Genomic DNA, 15,026 nt, shown 5'->3' with positions numbered 1-15,026 from the left:
AAGTCGTTCAAAACAGGACCTTCCGGCGCTTTTGATGGCTGGAAGGTTGTTTGGTATGGGGCTGAACTGTCGGGGCATACTTGAGTTGGTTTACCATTACATCCGTCGAAGAGGAGAGGATTTGATGAACCAACAGCAGTATGGAGCTATGGGTGCGCCCATCGGAGGACCGTCTTCCATGGGCATGCCAGTAGGCGGAATGCTCCGGGAATTTGGAACCAATCCCCAGGTGGTTCAACAGCATATTCAGCAGGACCTTGGCTATTATGGGAATGGTTCGACAGAGATGATGCATTATCAGCCGATGTTCTCCCATGCTATGAGCAACCCCATCATGCAAGGCCAAGGTTACAGCAACCAACAGGGCTACGGCCAAGGTCAAGGCATGCAGGGCCAGGGTTACAGCAACCAGCAGGGTTACGGTCAAGGTCAAGGCATGCAAGGCCAAGGTTACAGCAACCAACAGGGCTACGGCCAAGGCCAGGGCATGCAGGGCCAGGGCATGCAAGGCCAAGGTTACAGCAACCAACAGGGCTACGGCCAAGGTCAAGGCATGCAAGGCCAAGGTTACAGCAACCAGCAGGGCTACGGCCAAGGCCAGGGCATGCAGGGCCAGGGCATGCAAGGTCAGGGTTACAGCAACCAGCACCAGCAGGGCTACTCACCGCAAGCACTACAGCAAGTCATGCACGCAGCGCCAGTGTCGGCTAACGTCATGGATTCTTATGGAGCAGAGTCCCTGCGGTACGGCGGCGGTTACGCGGGAATGCAGGGAGCCATGCAGAACACAATCAGCCAGCCGTATGGAATGGGTTCCAGTATTCTCTCTGAATATGGCACCAACCCGCAGGTGGTTCGCCAGCATATCGCTCAAGATTTGCAGCAAGGCCAGGGAGCGATGACCTCTCAACAGGCTGGCAACCGCGTGGCTGAAGCCTACCAAATGTATGGGTCTTCCATCCCTCCGCAGACGAGCCAGATGCAGCATCCCATGGGCTCGAGCATGCTCTCGCAGTATGGAACGTCGCCTCAAGTGGTGCAAAGTCACATCCAGCAAGATTTATCTTCGATGGGATACGGGAATACGCACCCGATGCAGGGGAGTCCGATGCAACAGTCATGGGCAGGGCGCGGCATGATGTAGCGGGACCGAGCCGTGGTCGTGAACGACATATTGAGCAAGTAGGCAGAGCGGCGCCAGTCAGTGGCGCCGCTCGCTGTATGCGTGGACTACTTCTGCTGCAAGTTTTGCACCGATAGCCACCATCGGCGTGCCGCCGCCTGGATGGGTCGATCCGCCCACATAAAACACTCCTCGGCAATGTCGCGAGACCATCGGTGTACGCATCAACGCACGTCGGGTGCCGTTTGAAGAAGGGCCATAAATGGAGCCACGGTAAGCTCCTGTTCTGCGCGCCAAATCGACTGGCGTGACCCATTGGCATAGGTCTAAGTTTTGGCGAAGGTCGCTCAAATGGCAACGGCGTTCCAACAGTTGCAAAATGCGTTCTTTCATGTCGTCCGTAGCCCATTCCGAATTGTCTGACGAACTCGGCGCGTTGATGAGAACGAATAAGCTGGTCCGACCATGATGCGACAGAGTGGCGTCGGAAGCGGCGGGGTTGCAAATATAAATTGTCGGATTTTCAGGCACCTTTTGGTCGCGAAAGAGCGCTTGGAACTCCGCTTCATAGGTTTGTGGAAAGAAGACGCTATGATGCGGGAGGTCTGGGTATTCGCGGCGCACGCCGAGCAGCGCCACCAAACCGGAGTGTGATACGGCCTGAACGGGTAGAGCAGGCAAGGGGCGGTCGAATAAAGTTTCCGCCGTAAGCGCATCAAAGCCGATGACGACCGCATCGTAGGGTACATTTTCACCGCGGACGCGAATGCCAGTCAGTGAGCGGTGGCGTTGTAAAACGCGATCGACCGGAGAATTTGTGTGCACGTTAACCCCGACTTTGACGGCAGCGTGGAGAAGAGCGTCCAGCAACGTGGCGGATCCGCCTGGGAGATAGTACACTCCCGTGCCAAATTCGATATGGGCAATCAAGGCGATGGTGGCCGGAGTCTGGGCTGGGGACGATCCGACATAGGTCGCATAGCGGTCGAGCGACATGCGAACGCGCTTATCTTGAAAGTAGCGCGCATGAAACGACTGCATAGGCAGCAGGGGATGTACGCGAGCCAGAGCCGACGGCAGCCCGCGGTGCAGGTAGTGGCGGATGGATGAGAAGGAGTTGTTAAAAAAGTGTGACTGCGAGAGTTCATACATTCTCTTCGTCTCTGCCAGATAGAGAGGCCAGGCGCGGGCATCCGCCGCTGAGAGCGTTGCCAGGTTGTCCTGCATCTGTTCGCGGTCCGGAACAGCGTCGAGCACACTGCCATCGGCAAAGTGGTTGCGATGATGGAGTCTGAGGCGCTGATATGGCAACAGAGAACTCGGGCATTCCGCCACGTCTAACAGGTCGTGGAACAGCCACGGCATGGTCAGCGTCGACGGTCCGTAAGAAAAGGAATATCCGGCGTTTTCGTAACGCCACAGCTTGCCGCCTACTTCTGCGTTCTTTTCGTAAAGGTCGACGGTATGACCTTTGGCTGCGAGTCGAATACTCGCCGAGAGACCGCCAATTCCGGCGCCGATGATGGCGATGCGCGAAGTCATGAGTACGTCCGCCCCTTCCAATAATAGCCAAGACGAAACCAGGATCGCCAAGCGGAATACCAGGCGAGTCCAATCAGGAGGGCAGCTGACATCGGCATCCAACAACTGACCCAGAGCGGAGTGTGAAAGCGGCGGTCGACGACGGCTTTGAGCGCGATTGACAAAAGCAGCGCAAGGGCACTTGCGATGACGGAGAGAGGCGGTACGGATAGGCCCATCATCGCTTTCGTCAAGTCGACGAGTAGACTCACCAGCGGCCAGATGAATAAGAGCGCGTACCAGACGGTGACAAAGCCGAGCAGTAAAGGATTTCGCCCGATGCCCGCGTACAAATTCTTGCCGAATCCATGCCAGACCTGCTTTGCGGACGTGTACATGTGTACACTTTGCGCATCGCTGATATCGACTAAGGCGACCCGTCCGCCAGATCTTTTGACGGATCGCGCTAATTCCATGTCGTCCACAAGGTGCTGTCCACTGGTCAAGTGGCCGCCAATGTGTTCATACATCGACCGTTCAAACAACATGCACATACCGCTGCCCGCGACATACATCGGTGACGGCGAGGCTTGCACGCGAGAAACGGGTAGGTGCAAGGCAATCGTAAAGACCATCAAGCTTGTCGAGAGCCAGCCAGTCCACGTGTTGTTTTCTACACGCGGAAACCCGGTCACTAACTGAGCTTTGTGCCGAATAGCTGTGGTGACAAGACGCGACACGGCGTCTTTGGCCAAATGCGTGTCGGCGTCTGTGAACAAAAGCCACTCTCCGCTGGCACTCTCCGCGAGTTGTTGGCAAGCATGGGCCTTGCCAAAATGCATGGCATCCACGACAAATGGTCGCCCACACAACACTTTCGCAGCAATCGACTGGCTGTCTGCCGTTCGCAAGGCGTCCTCTGCCAATACCTTTGTGTTGTCCTCCGACTCGTCATCGAGACAGAGAATCTCCAGTGGGCGGTACGTCTGCTCGATGAGTCCGCTCAAGCAACGCTCAATGCATCGAGCCTCGTTGCGTGCAGGGACGAGGGCACTGACCAATCCTGCAGACGGACCAGGTGGTTGGAGACGAGGCCACGCCCGGAGGTTTATAAGCACCACCATTGCTTCGAACAGAATGCCGAGTAATGCCACCACCGTCCACAAGAGCATCATACTTTCCTCCAGACCGAATGAAATACAAACCAAGCTTGTTGGCAAAGTGACTGAGTTGTTTCGCAGAAGACGCCTCGCCACTTTTTGTCGGCGCAGTCCGCTCGTCCAAAACTCCAGTGTAGGTTGTTCTCAATTCGCAAGCATGTCCAAGTCAGAAGAAGTACCTCTCTGCTTTCGAGCTAAGAGATTGTGATATCCGCACGTTTGGAATTCATTTCGGGCGGCTACGCCAGTCCGTACGCTGGCCGAAAGTACGCGCAACTGTTCATCCGCCAAATCGGTCAATGTTTGCTCCAGATGAAGTTGGCGCTCGGCAGCACGGAGTTGTTGGCAACACGCGACGGTCTCTGGGCTCCCCAAGTGCATAAACACGTCCCACTTGGCGTGTTCCAAGGACGCATAGTGAATGGCGAGTGGGTAAAGGACCGTGCTCGGGTCCAGTGTATCCACCAGATGGGCCAGCCCCTTTTGGAAACCAATCGGTCGATCTCCCTGCAATCTCTGCTCTCCTTCTGGAAAGATGGCGATCATCGTTTGGCGCTGTCTGGCCAGCTGGTGAACGTAACGCCACAACTGGCGCATGTCTGAGGCCGATTGGGTCTGCCCCGCAAAAGCCCCAAGACGACGAAAGAAAGGATAGCGTGTGAGGCCGTCGTAACTCATCCACGCATAAGCGTGGCGATGCAGAGTCGTTCGGTTGAGCCAGAAAAGGAGTAGTCCATCCCACCAACTGCTGTGGTTCGCGTAGACAAGAATGGGTGCGGTACGACTCATCAGCACACCGTCTTCGTGGTCGTGACGATACCAGACCGCATGAAAAGAGCGCTTCAGTTGGAAGTGTAGGTAGAGGTGAAAGATGTGTTCGAGTAGTTGGGAACGCTTTGCTTCTATCAAACTCGACCATCTCCTGCAGTTTGTTTGGAAAGGGACCGGAGTTGCCCTGCTGTTATCACTCCCAACCACGGAATAGCCGCGACGAGAACGGGGAGATAGAAACCGTGGGCGATGCCAACCAAGCCAAAAAGCAAAAAGACAGGACCGACGACGGCGGGAAGTTGTGAGCGTCGATGTTGCCCCCTACGCAATGCAACGCCACGCGAAATTGCGGGATGTCGGTCCGTTGAGGCCGCTCTGCCGAGGATGAGTAGAACGCACTCCATGCACAGAAGAACGCCCATCCAGGCGATGAAGTTTTGTCTGGGAATGCCATACCATGGACCACCAGAGAGCCAAGTCCAATCGCGGAGTACGTGAGACGCGACCGGATCGAGCAGAGCGTCGAGACACACTCCAAGCAGTGGCGCTGCAATCGACTGTGCCCAGGGAGAGACAAACAGTTCTCTGGCGGCGAGAAACGATGCTCCGCCAATCAAGACCCACGCGCCGCCGATGGCGAGCGGGACATGCCAAAGCTGTAAGCCAAGGGCTCCGGTGTAGCGATAGGCGCCAAATGGGAAACCGGTGTGGACGCCAAGCACTTCTACTAAAAAACCGCCGAGAGCGAGCAGGAGGATGCTGAGTGAACCAGCGACTCGACCGAGTTGCACAACGAGTTGCCAGCTCGTGACCAGGCCGCCGAGTAGAAGAAAGACCGCATTGGAGAAGGACAGCCATGCGGGCAGTGGTCCATGTAAGAGCAGCGCCGTGCCAACAGCCGACCAGGCGAGCCAAACGAGGGAGGTGAGACGCCACGGGCGGACGGGGTCCATCGCAGAATGGTTAAGGGGATGACGTGTGTTCATAGATGGTTCGCCACAATCGGCAAATCGGATGCGAATGGGGACGGCGAGTCCGGAAACTGACTGGACAGGTGATATGTATCTTCTAAACGAAGCAGGAGTGAGGTCTTGTCTGCATCCGACAGATAGACGCGCTCATGAAAGACATCGTAGTCGAGACTGACAATTTTGTGGAGGATGCCTCGATAGAACCATCCCGCCGCGAGGAACGCCAATCGGCTAGTCGCAGGATAATCGGCTGCCACCATCAGTCCCCGCCGATACTTGCGGTCCGCATGGCGCGCCACTTTCGCCGCGAGCTGGCGCCAGTGGTCGGTGAGTAGATTGGTTTGAATATCGTCAGCGTTCACATGACAAGCTTGCATCCATTGGAGTGGGAGGTAGATTCGTCCAATCGCCGCATCCTCACGGACATCTCGCAGAATGTTGGTGAGTTGCATGGCCAGACCGAGATCGACCGCAGCTTTCTGCATTCGCTCATTCCCTTGGCCGACGAGGATGGGCAACAGCATCAACCCTACGGTACCCGCTACCAGATAGCAATAGTGTTCCAAGTCACGAATGGTTTTTGGCTGTTCAAAGTGCAAATCGCGGCGCTGTCCTTCAATCATATGTTCGAATGGTTCGAAAGACATCGGAAAGCGTTGGAAGGTATCTTCCAGTGCCATCCAGACTGGCATGTCCCGGGACCACTGCCCTAGTTTCGCCAAGGCCAACAGCCTCTCGACCTCTGCGAGTTGCGCGAGGCGTTCGCTAGAAGGCTCGTCGCCTTCGTCGACCATGTTGTCAACCATTCGGCAGTATGCATATACGGCCCATACTGCCTGACGCTCGGCTGTTGGGAGTTGAGAGAATGCGTTGTAAAAACTCGATGAGTGTTGCTTCACAACGCCTTCGCAAATCTCGTAGGCCTCGTCCATTTGCATAGTTGTCTCACCCCTCAAACATGGTACAATCATTATACAGAAGATATACATCCAGGTCTACGCGCGCCGCTTGTCGACTACCTTGAAAGCATGGGCGCGTCGAGGAGGAGTACAGGTATGGCCAAGAGAGCGGCAATAGTCGGTGCTGGCGTTGGCGGATTGACGACCGCTTTACGCCTGCTGCGCAACGGTTGGGAAGTCGATGTCTATGAAAAGAATATGCGCGCCGGGGGCAGACTTGGACGCATTGAGGGCGGGGGATTCAAATTTGATTTGGGCCCCACCATCGTCCTCATGCCAGACGTGTTTTATCGGCTCTTTGCAGATTTAGGACGGCGTCTCGAAGATTATTTAGAACTGCGCCCGCTCGAGCCGAACTACCGCTTGCATTTCGCGGACGGTTCATATTTAGACTCTACGTCTAATTTACAACGAATGATGCAAGAAATCGAGCGTTTGGCGCCATCCGATTTGGATGGATTTATGCGTTATCTAGCGTGGATGCAGCGGCGGTATCGCGTGGCTCGCTACGACTTTATCGAAGAACCCATGCTTACGATGAAAGAATTAGTCGATTTGAGGAAGTTGTGGAAACTCTACGGACTGCACACAGTGCAGACTATGAACCGCGATGTCCGTCGATTTATCAAGGACCCGCGACTGCAAACCGCGCTGACTTTTCAGAGTTTATACATCGGGATTGACCCATTTGAGGCGCCAGCCATCTACAATGTGATTGGCTACATGGAGTTGTCCTACAGTGGCGTCTGGTACTGCAAAGGGGGATACTATTCGGTGACCGAAGCGCTCGTGCGGTTGCTGGAAGAGATGGGCGGCAGGTTGCACCTGGGCACCCCGGTGGAAACCGTCGAGGTGGAAGGCGGACGGGCTGTGGGCGTGCGCGTCAGAGGACAATTACAGTCTGCGGATGCGGTCGTCGTGGGAGCAGATTTTCCCCTCGCTGCGAAGCGACTCGTTCCGGAGAGCGCGCGTCCCGACTACTCGGATGCGAGAATCGACAAAATGGAGCAGTCTTGTAGTGCATTTATGATGTACTTAGGTGTGGACCAGTCCTATCGACATGCTGATGTTCACAACGTCTATTTTTCTCGGGATTTTCAGGGTTTCACAGACGATGTGTTTCGTCGGAAAGTGTTGCCGAACGACCCGTCTTTTTATGTTCACCTGCCCAATCTCATCGATGATTCGGTCGCGCCACCTGGTAAACAGGGAATTTACGTGTTGGTGCCTGTGCCGAACAAGACGGCGCCGATTGACTGGGCGAAGGAAAAGAAACCATTTCGCGATGCGATGATTCAACGTCTTCAACGAGTGGGGTTTCGCGACCTTGAAAAGCATTTGGAGTTCGAGGCGATTTACACGCCGGATACGTGGGAAGCGTCTCTCGGCCTGGCAGAAGGGGCCGCTTTTGGCGTCATGCCACGATTGCGGCAATCGGCTTATTGGAGACCTTCGTTAAAATCGAAAACCGTCAGTGGTCTCTATTTTGTCGGCGCCAGTACGCATCCCGGCGGTGGAGTGCCGATTGTCATGACGGGGGCGAGGACTATTGAACGCATTATGTCGGAAGATTATCCTGGGTATCTGCCGAACGCGCACCAGACGTCGAAAGACCTTCCCACGTGGAGTGACCGAAGGCACTTGGCGCATGATTTTGCCGCGTTTACCGAACAAGGCTAAACGTTGAAGGAATCGACGTTTTTATGAGAATGGCGAGGCTATCACAGAGAGGATGACGCAGTTCTGACATGAATACGACGTCTGGACGCGAGCAAAGAAAAATAGAACACGTGGAACTGGCGAGTCGGGAGGATGCCGTCACACCCGTCGAAGATTTTGACGACATTCATCTCATTCACAATTCGCTTCCTAATGTACGGAAGGCGGATGTTCGGTTGGATGTTCAGCTTGACCAGTTGTCTTTGAAAACTCCACTTTACATTAATGCGATGACGGGTGGCGCTCTGGGTCTGGAGGACATAAATCGAGGCTTAGCGTTGGCGGCCCAAGCGACAGGTGTAGCGATGGCAGTCGGGTCGCAGCACGCCGCTTTGCGCGACCGCACACTACAAAGGACGTACCGGGTCGTGCGCGACGTCAATCCGGATGGCATCGTGTTTGCCAACGTTGGTGCGACCGTTTCCGTGCAGGACGCACTGTTCGCCGTGGAGATGCTTGAAGCCAATGCGCTGCAAGTTCATTTGAATGTGCCGCAGGAATTAGTCATGCCGGAAGGAGACCGAGATTTTCGCGGTGTTTTGGAACGCATTGCGGAAATCGTGGAATGCTGTCCGGTTCCCGTCATTGTCAAGGAAGTCGGATTTGGCATGTCGCGCCAGACGGTCTTTGCCCTCGCTGCGTCTGGCGTCCGTTGGGTGGATGTGGGTGGCCGTGGCGGCACCGACTTCGTGCACATTGAAAATCAGCGCAGAGTCGCGACCGACTTTGACTATTGGCGAGGCTGGGGACAGTCGACGGCCGTTTCTTTACTCGAAGCGGAGTCGCTTGCCCATAAAGTGCTGCTGTTTGCCAGCGGCGGCATTCGAAATCCTTTAGACGGGTTAAAAAGCTTGGTGCTGGGGGCTCGAGCGATTGGAATCGCGGGACCCATCTTGCGGTCCTTTCGAGACGGCGGCGTCCCTGCGGTGGAAGCGTATTTGCGCGGGTTTTTGGATGGGCTGGTGACGCTCATGACCGCACTTGGTGTGGTCGATGTCCGCGAGTTGTGTCACCAACCTGTGGTGGTGACAGGACGCACGTTGGAATGGTGTACCCTGCGTGGCATTGATGCCGGTGGCTTGGCGCGACGTCAAGGAACAGGTGCTCTAAACGCCATGCCCTTCGGACAGGACCGAGCGCTGGCGCCTGTGCAGCACCCTCAAGAAGCGAATACGGTTGTACCGCTGAGCAAGGATGCAGGGTAGATTGACCAGTACCGCATAGACAAGCATTGCCGCAGTCAGCGGCCAATTTCCAGTGAACAAAAACAGAAGCGCAGGCGGAATTTGCATCCAGTGCGTGAGTTCCGCTCGGCACGTCTCGCGCACAAAGGTTTGGTAGTAGTCGCTGTCCAGGGACTCCAGACGTTTTTTGCGAAATCCTTTTCCCCAAAAAGCAGCGCCATCCGGAAGCCGTTCTTTCCAGCGGCGAATGAAAAAGACCTGCTCATACAGCTTCCCTCCTCGCTCAAATCGGCGTTCCCGGAACATGGGTCGCCCCGGCTCCAACTGACTCGGCCCAATGTAGAGAGCCAGCGCCGAGAAACCAAGCTGCACGGCAAACCAGAAGAGGCCACAGGCAGGAATGACGATCCAAGGTGAGATATGAACGTTCATGGATGATGCGTTCCCCCTTCTTTGGCTGAGTTCGTCGTCATTTCGACTTTTCTTCGGAAGTTTTGGTTGGGTGCATCGTGCGACCTTTCCACTGAACAGAATGGAGTATTTTCACCCGCCAGACGGATGACAGAAAAAGAATGAGAAAGAGCAGTGCCGACAGTGGGAACAAGATGCTGTTGAGACTCCAAAACGAGCCAATGCGGCGCAATACCAGTTGCATGAGCAGTGCTTGTGCGACGTATAACAGCAATGTTTCGAGAGGCGACTGGAGCAGGTGTGCAAACAGGAGTGGCCAACAGCTGAGAAGTCCTGCTATCCAGACGACAGTGAGCCATCCACGGACTCCGTTTTCCGCCGTCGCTCCGACTGCCAGGGATTTCGTCCAACCTTGCCAGAGAGAGGATAAGCTCGAATACATGCGATAACGAACGTAGCCACGGCCCAACAGATTGACAATGTGTGATGCTTTACCCACGCGCATAGCCAAATAAAAATTTTCGAGGATTTTCGAACGAATGTCCGAATGGCCGGAGACGTGTTGATAGATTTTTTTCGGACACAAGACAAAAGGACCAAAGCCGCCGTGTGTTCTTGGTGGGGCGCTGCCGGCGTGCATCGCCAAGACCGATACTGCGCCAGGCAACGCAGACGCCTGTTCAAACCAGGAGAGCACCTGATGATACGGTTGGATGCTGTAATAGCGCTCATGGCGAATGGCAGTTTGTAGCCATTCGGCAAACGGATCGACCTCGATGGAGACATCCGCATCGACCATCAAGAGCCACGAGCCAAACGCCTTGGTCGATCCGGTCATCAACGCGTGTGGCTTTCCATACCATCCTTCCGGTAAGTCTTCTGTGGCAATGGTGCGCGCACCGCAGGCCGCCGCTACCTCGGTAGTGCGGTCCTCAGAATGGTCGTCGACCACCATCACTTCGGCGATGTGACGCGGAAGTTTAGCGGCCAGTGTCATCCAGGTGGGTAAGTTTTTCTGCAAGTTGACTTCCTCATTGCGAGCGGGAATGATGATGGACACATTCGCCCGTGATACGCGAGATTCCCGAGGCAGATGTCGGTCCACCCCCAGTTGCACGACACGAGCCGTGTTGCGCCTTGGCTTCAGCGTGTTCGGCATTGTCAAGTACAGGTAGAGCCCAGCACAAAAGCCGAGCAGCGGCAAAAGGTACGTCATGGCCGGTCGACCTCCGTCGTGGTCTTGTTTTTGGAGCGCGATCTCCAATGCATCCAACGGCGTAAAAACTGATAGCTGCGTTCGTCGTAGGGAAACCAGGTCAGGCTTTTCGCTGCTCTTCCGCTTTCGGTCATGAGGGCTTGCTCGTAAGTGAACGTCTGGATGCCTGCCGCTCCGTGGTAGCGTCCGTAGCCACTGGCTTTGACGCCCCCGAAGGGTAAGTTCATGTTTGACAGTTGAAGGATGACGCCATTGACGGAACACGTGCCCACATTTAATTGCCGCGCCACCGCCATGCCGTGCCGTTGATTGGAGGTAAAGATACTGGCGCCGAGTCCGAACTCGGAGGCATTGACACGGCGAATGGCTTCGCTCTCGTCAGTAAACGAGATAATTGGCAAAATGGGTCCAAAAATCTCTTCGCGCATCACGTCCATTTGGTCCGTGACATTCGTCAACACGGTCGGTAGATAACAATCTCGGGAAGTTCCTGCTGCGACCGCTCCCCCGCAGTGGACGACGGCACCGCGTGCGACGGCGTTGTCGACCAAGGCCTGCATCCTTGCTAATCCGGCCTCCGTGGTCATGCCACCAAGGTCGGCAAATTGGCTGGTCGATTGACGGAGTTCCAGCGTTCGTTGGCACACGAGGCGAACGAATTGGTCTTTGACGCGCGCGTCGACGTAAACGCGCTCCACGGAGACGCAGACTTGACCGCTGTGCAAAAACCCACCCCAGACTGCGGCGCGGGCGGCGCGCTCGAGGTTGGCATCGGACAACACGAGAAGCGCGTCTTTGCCACTCAGTTCGAGGTCACAGGGTATCAACATCTGGGCGGCGTGCTGCGCAATTTCTTTGCCTACCTTCACACTGCCCGTGAAAAAAATTTTGTCTGGACCTGCGTTGACCAACGCCCGGCCAATGTCGCTGTCACCCTCGACAATTTGCAGGACGTAAGGCGGCAGTCCTGCGCGTTGGATGGTCTCTGTCAGCAACTGGGGAATGCCAGTTAGAACTTCTGAGGGCTTAAGCACCACTGTGTTACCCGCTGCGAGTGCCGTAATCGAAGGAACTAAGGCGAGTTGCACCGGAAAGTTCCAGGGGGCAAGGACGAGGACGGCACCATAGGGGCGGCGCACAATGCGGGACTTTGCTGGCCACATGTAGAGAGGGGTGCGCACAGGAACGTCGGCAAGCATTTTCTTGGCATGCCGACGGTAATATCGAATCGCCTCAAGCGTTGGAAAGATATCCGTCATCAGTGCATCCATCGGAGTTTTTTTGCAGTCTTCTCCGAGAACGCGGATGTACGTGTCCATCTCGTCTGCCAACGCTGCTTCCAAGCGGCGCAAGTATCCGAGACGTGTTTTTAAGGATAGAGAGGCCCATGTGAGATGGGCATCTTTGGCGCGCCGCAATGCTTCATTTGCTTCGCTGTCTGGGGTTCTGCCGGAAGATTTTGTTGAGTTCTGAGATGCTTCCTTGATTGTTGGGTTAACCTCCATAGACGAAACTTGCATGAGATACCTCATCTCCATCTATATATGAAAGCGAGTAGGGATGGCAGACATTGCAGAGAAGACGCAGAAGACATGTAGTGGTGGTTTCCGTGCTCATCCATGCTGTTTTTCTCTATGTGAGACGTGTCCGCAAAAGTTTGACAAACCCTGTACAATCACTTTACGATATCTAGGTAAGCGTGTCGAGTGGAGAAACGGGATGTAGGGTGAAATACTGACGCATCTATGCACAGCGAGTGTGGGGAGGAGCAGTCATGGCGCAACGGAAAGTGGTCGTCATTGGTGGTGGACTAGCTGGAATGTCCGCAGCCATCCGTTTAGCAGTGGATGGATATCATGTCACTGTATTAGAAAAAAATCAACGAGTCGGTGGAAAGCTCAATCGCGTGTCTGGAAACGGGTTTACATTTGACACTGGCCCGTCGATTTTGACCATGCCGTGGGTTTTGGAGAATTTGTTTGCAGCTGCCAGTAGAGATATACGCGACTATATGGAGATTGTTCGCGTTGAGCCACAGTGGCGTTCTTTCTTCGAGGATGGGCACACTATGGATTTGGAAGGCGACTTGCCGAGTCTTCTTTCGACGATTTCGAGTTTAAACCCGTCGGATGGAGCAAAATTTCTTCAATATCTCCAGTACTGCGGACGGATGTACGAATTGAGTCGTCAGAGTTTTTATAAAAAAAGTTTATCGGGACTTCCGGATTTGCGCAAAGAGCATTCTCTTCGCGAATTAATGGAGATGGACCCACTGAAGACGATGAACACCGTCACTGAGAAGTATTTGACAGACCCGCACCTGCGGCAGATGTTTAACTTCTTTGTCATGTACGTGGGTAGTTCACCCTATGATGCGCCAGCGATTCTGTCGCAACTCATCTACGTTCAGTTGGGCCTCGGCATCTTTTATGTCAAAGGTGGCATGTATCAAATTGCAGAGGGCATGCTCAAACTGGCTGGCGAGTTGTCGGTGGACATCCATACGGATGCCAAAGTGGAGGAAATTCTGTTCACAGGGAACCGAGCAACGGGCGTTCGATTGGAATCAGGAGAAGTCGTGTCAGCGGACATCTTAGTCTGTAACCGCGAAGTCATCCCGGCGCATCAATCGCTGTTAGCTCAGCATCCGGATAAAGACGCCGTCATCTCCAAACTTTCTAAATTTGAACCAACGGTTTCAGGCCATGTTTTGTTGCTGGGAGTCGACTGCCAATATGAGCAATTGCGGCACCACAACTTCTTTTTCTCGGAGAATCCGGAGCGAGAGTTTCGAGATATGTTCCATGACCGGAAGCCAACTGAAGACCCTACAGTCTATTTAGGGGTATCGAGTCGCAGTGACCCTAGCCAAGCACCTGTAGGAATGGACAATCTGTTCGTGCTGACGCACGTACCGCCACTCGCTCCAACAGAGAGTTTTGAAGCTAGGCGGGAGTGGTATCGAGATTTAGTTTTGAATAAGTTGGAGCGGATGGGTCTTAAGGATCTTCGCAGCCACATTGTCTTCGAACACCAGTTTATTCCGGACGACCTACATCAACTCTACGGCGCGAATGGCGGCTCCATTTATGGAGTAGTGACGGATCGCAAAAAAAATGGTGGTTTTAAAATAGCCAGTCGGAGCAGTCTGCTGTCGAACCTGTACTTTGTCGGTGGGTCGGTGCACCCGGGTGGCGGCGTGCCGATGGTGACTCTTTGCGGACAGTTGACGGCCGATTTAATCGGCCAGCAAGAAACACCGGAGATTCGCAAACTGGATGTTTCATCCTGACAAACTTGGCGTCACCTTGTGCCGTCAAACCGTTTGGCCAACCAAGGCATCACATTCCTGAATTCCTACGGGATGTGATGCCTTTTGAAAAATTCAGGAACGTTTCGGAGTGCACAATACATACTACTCATGATGCCTCTGTCCAGATTGGCAGTCGAATCTAAAAAATTCAGGCGGTGGAGAAGGGAAATGTGGTCAAAAAGTCGAATAGGCTACTCAATTGTTGATGAATTGTCGAATGAATAGTTATTTTGTCGCAGAGAGAGCTTCTTGGATTCGTGAAAAGTCAACCGATGAAACGACTTGGGTCACGCTTTGCAGTTGGGGGGATTGACATGTTCATCTTACTCGGCAGTGTGTTGGGTTTTTTCAGCGTGGCTCTTGGGGCGTTCGCTGCTCACGCGCTGAGGCGGCGCGTGAGTGCAGAGCAGAGCGCGGTCTTTGCGACCGGAGCGCAGTATGAGATGTACCACGCACTGGCCTTAATCGCGATTGGCCTGTGGTCTTTACAGCACCCAAGTTCACTGCTCACTGCGGCAGCTTGGTTTTTTGTGGCTGGAATTGTCTTCTTTTCGGGGAGTCTGTACGTGTTGGTCTGGACGGGTATGAAGCGCTTTGGAGCGGTTACACCCATTGGGGGCCTTTGCTTTCTGGTCGGTTGGGCACTTTTGGCGATTCGAGCATGGCATCTGCTTTGAG

General features: G+C 54.5%; 13 protein-coding genes. 5 read left to right on the top strand and 8 right to left on the bottom strand.

Features of this window, described 5'->3' with window-relative positions; translation table 11 throughout:
- Positions 1–124: 124 nt before the first annotated feature.
- On the top strand, positions 125–1,144 hold the full coding sequence (locus M4I36_RS11160) for a hypothetical protein (protein ID WP_258111818.1): 1,020 nt from the start codon (positions 125–127) through the stop codon (positions 1,142–1,144).
- A gap of 57 nt (positions 1,145–1,201) precedes the next feature.
- Here M4I36_RS11160 and M4I36_RS11155 read toward each other — a convergent pair whose 3' ends face one another.
- The 5 genes from M4I36_RS11155 to M4I36_RS11135 all read right to left on the bottom strand — a co-directional run bounded on the left by M4I36_RS11155 (position 1,202) and on the right by M4I36_RS11135 (position 6,484).
- Complete coding sequence (locus M4I36_RS11155; protein WP_258111817.1) at positions 1,202–2,665, bottom strand: phytoene desaturase family protein; 1,464 nt, start codon at positions 2,663–2,665, stop codon at positions 1,202–1,204.
- Positions 2,662–3,819 (bottom strand): glycosyltransferase family 2 protein, encoded by a 1,158-nt coding sequence (locus tag M4I36_RS11150; RefSeq protein WP_258111816.1) that lies wholly within the window; start codon positions 3,817–3,819, stop codon positions 2,662–2,664. Before M4I36_RS11150 ends, M4I36_RS11155 begins: the two co-directional genes overlap by 4 nt.
- A gap of 129 nt (positions 3,820–3,948) precedes the next feature.
- Positions 3,949–4,713 (bottom strand): lysophospholipid acyltransferase family protein, encoded by a 765-nt coding sequence (locus M4I36_RS11145; RefSeq protein ID WP_258111815.1) that lies wholly within the window; start codon positions 4,711–4,713, stop codon positions 3,949–3,951.
- Positions 4,710–5,561 (bottom strand): carotenoid biosynthesis protein, encoded by an 852-nt coding sequence (locus M4I36_RS11140; protein WP_258111814.1) that lies wholly within the window; start codon positions 5,559–5,561, stop codon positions 4,710–4,712. The genes M4I36_RS11145 and M4I36_RS11140 overlap by 4 nt, the downstream gene beginning before the upstream one ends.
- A complete protein-coding gene (locus M4I36_RS11135) occupies positions 5,558–6,484 on the bottom strand; it encodes a phytoene/squalene synthase family protein (protein ID WP_258111813.1) in 927 nt (308 codons plus the stop codon). Before M4I36_RS11135 ends, M4I36_RS11140 begins: the two co-directional genes overlap by 4 nt.
- 117 nt (positions 6,485–6,601) lie before the next feature.
- Between M4I36_RS11135 and M4I36_RS11130 the strand changes: the two genes are divergently transcribed.
- Together M4I36_RS11130 and fni are read left to right on the top strand one after the other, a co-directional pair.
- A complete protein-coding gene (locus M4I36_RS11130; RefSeq protein ID WP_258111812.1) occupies positions 6,602–8,185 on the top strand; it encodes a phytoene desaturase family protein in 1,584 nt (527 codons plus the stop codon).
- Between the two features lie 68 nt (positions 8,186–8,253).
- Positions 8,254–9,429 carry a type 2 isopentenyl-diphosphate Delta-isomerase gene (gene fni / locus M4I36_RS11125; RefSeq protein ID WP_258111811.1) on the top strand — a complete coding sequence of 392 codons (1,176 nt, stop codon included), beginning with the start codon at positions 8,254–8,256 and terminating at the stop codon, positions 9,427–9,429.
- Here the strand turns inward: fni and M4I36_RS11120 are convergent.
- The 3 genes from M4I36_RS11120 to M4I36_RS11110 are packed head-to-tail and all read right to left on the bottom strand — an operon-like array spanning position 9,331 to position 12,555.
- On the bottom strand, positions 9,331–9,840 hold the full coding sequence (locus tag M4I36_RS11120) for a glycosyl-4,4'-diaponeurosporenoate acyltransferase CrtO family protein (RefSeq protein ID WP_258111810.1): 510 nt from the start codon (positions 9,838–9,840) through the stop codon (positions 9,331–9,333). The genes fni and M4I36_RS11120 overlap by 99 nt on opposite strands.
- Positions 9,841–9,877: 37 nt before the next feature.
- Positions 9,878–11,035, bottom strand: a complete 1,158-nt coding sequence (locus tag M4I36_RS11115; protein WP_258111809.1) for a glycosyltransferase family 2 protein — start codon at positions 11,033–11,035, stop codon at positions 9,878–9,880.
- Positions 11,032–12,555: an aldehyde dehydrogenase family protein gene (locus M4I36_RS11110; protein WP_258111808.1), complete on the bottom strand. Its 1,524-nt coding sequence runs from the start codon at positions 12,553–12,555 to the stop codon at positions 11,032–11,034. The genes M4I36_RS11115 and M4I36_RS11110 overlap by 4 nt, the downstream gene beginning before the upstream one ends.
- A gap of 254 nt (positions 12,556–12,809) precedes the next feature.
- On the opposite strand from M4I36_RS11110, the gene M4I36_RS11105 reads away from it, so the two are divergent.
- Both M4I36_RS11105 and M4I36_RS11100 read left to right on the top strand, forming a co-directional pair.
- Entirely contained in the window at positions 12,810–14,327 is a 1,518-nt protein-coding gene (locus M4I36_RS11105) for a phytoene desaturase family protein (RefSeq protein ID WP_258111807.1), read from the top strand.
- Between the two features lie 335 nt (positions 14,328–14,662).
- A complete protein-coding gene (locus M4I36_RS11100; RefSeq protein WP_258111806.1) occupies positions 14,663–15,025 on the top strand; it encodes a DUF423 domain-containing protein in 363 nt (120 codons plus the stop codon).
- Position 15,026 lies beyond the last annotated feature (1 nt).

This window comes from Alicyclobacillus sp. SP_1 (genome assembly GCF_024706985.1).
GTDB lineage: Bacteria > Bacillota > Bacilli > Alicyclobacillales > Alicyclobacillaceae > Alicyclobacillus_I.
This window is presented reverse-complemented; position numbering and strand designations above follow the sequence as displayed.

Excerpts from the sequence above, each read along its gene's own strand:
- M4I36_RS11115 (WP_258111809.1), bottom strand. The coding sequence starts at position 11,035 with ATGACGTACCTTTTGCCGCTGCTCGGCTTTTGTGCTGGGCTCTACCTG.
- M4I36_RS11160 (WP_258111818.1), top strand. The coding sequence starts at position 125 with ATGAACCAACAGCAGTATGGAGCTATGGGTGCGCCCATCGGAGGACCG.
- M4I36_RS11110 (WP_258111808.1), bottom strand. The coding sequence starts at position 12,555 with ATGCAAGTTTCGTCTATGGAGGTTAACCCAACAATCAAGGAAGCATCT.
- M4I36_RS11100 (WP_258111806.1), top strand. The coding sequence starts at position 14,663 with ATGTTCATCTTACTCGGCAGTGTGTTGGGTTTTTTCAGCGTGGCTCTT.
- fni (WP_258111811.1), top strand. The coding sequence starts at position 8,254 with ATGAATACGACGTCTGGACGCGAGCAAAGAAAAATAGAACACGTGGAA.
- M4I36_RS11135 (WP_258111813.1), bottom strand. The coding sequence starts at position 6,484 with ATGCAAATGGACGAGGCCTACGAGATTTGCGAAGGCGTTGTGAAGCAA.
- M4I36_RS11150 (WP_258111816.1), bottom strand. The coding sequence starts at position 3,819 with ATGATGCTCTTGTGGACGGTGGTGGCATTACTCGGCATTCTGTTCGAA.
- M4I36_RS11130 (WP_258111812.1), top strand. The coding sequence starts at position 6,602 with ATGGCCAAGAGAGCGGCAATAGTCGGTGCTGGCGTTGGCGGATTGACG.
- M4I36_RS11155 (WP_258111817.1), bottom strand. The coding sequence starts at position 2,665 with ATGACTTCGCGCATCGCCATCATCGGCGCCGGAATTGGCGGTCTCTCG.
- M4I36_RS11140 (WP_258111814.1), bottom strand. The coding sequence starts at position 5,561 with ATGAACACACGTCATCCCCTTAACCATTCTGCGATGGACCCCGTCCGC.
- M4I36_RS11120 (WP_258111810.1), bottom strand. The coding sequence starts at position 9,840 with ATGAACGTTCATATCTCACCTTGGATCGTCATTCCTGCCTGTGGCCTC.
- M4I36_RS11105 (WP_258111807.1), top strand. The coding sequence starts at position 12,810 with ATGGCGCAACGGAAAGTGGTCGTCATTGGTGGTGGACTAGCTGGAATG.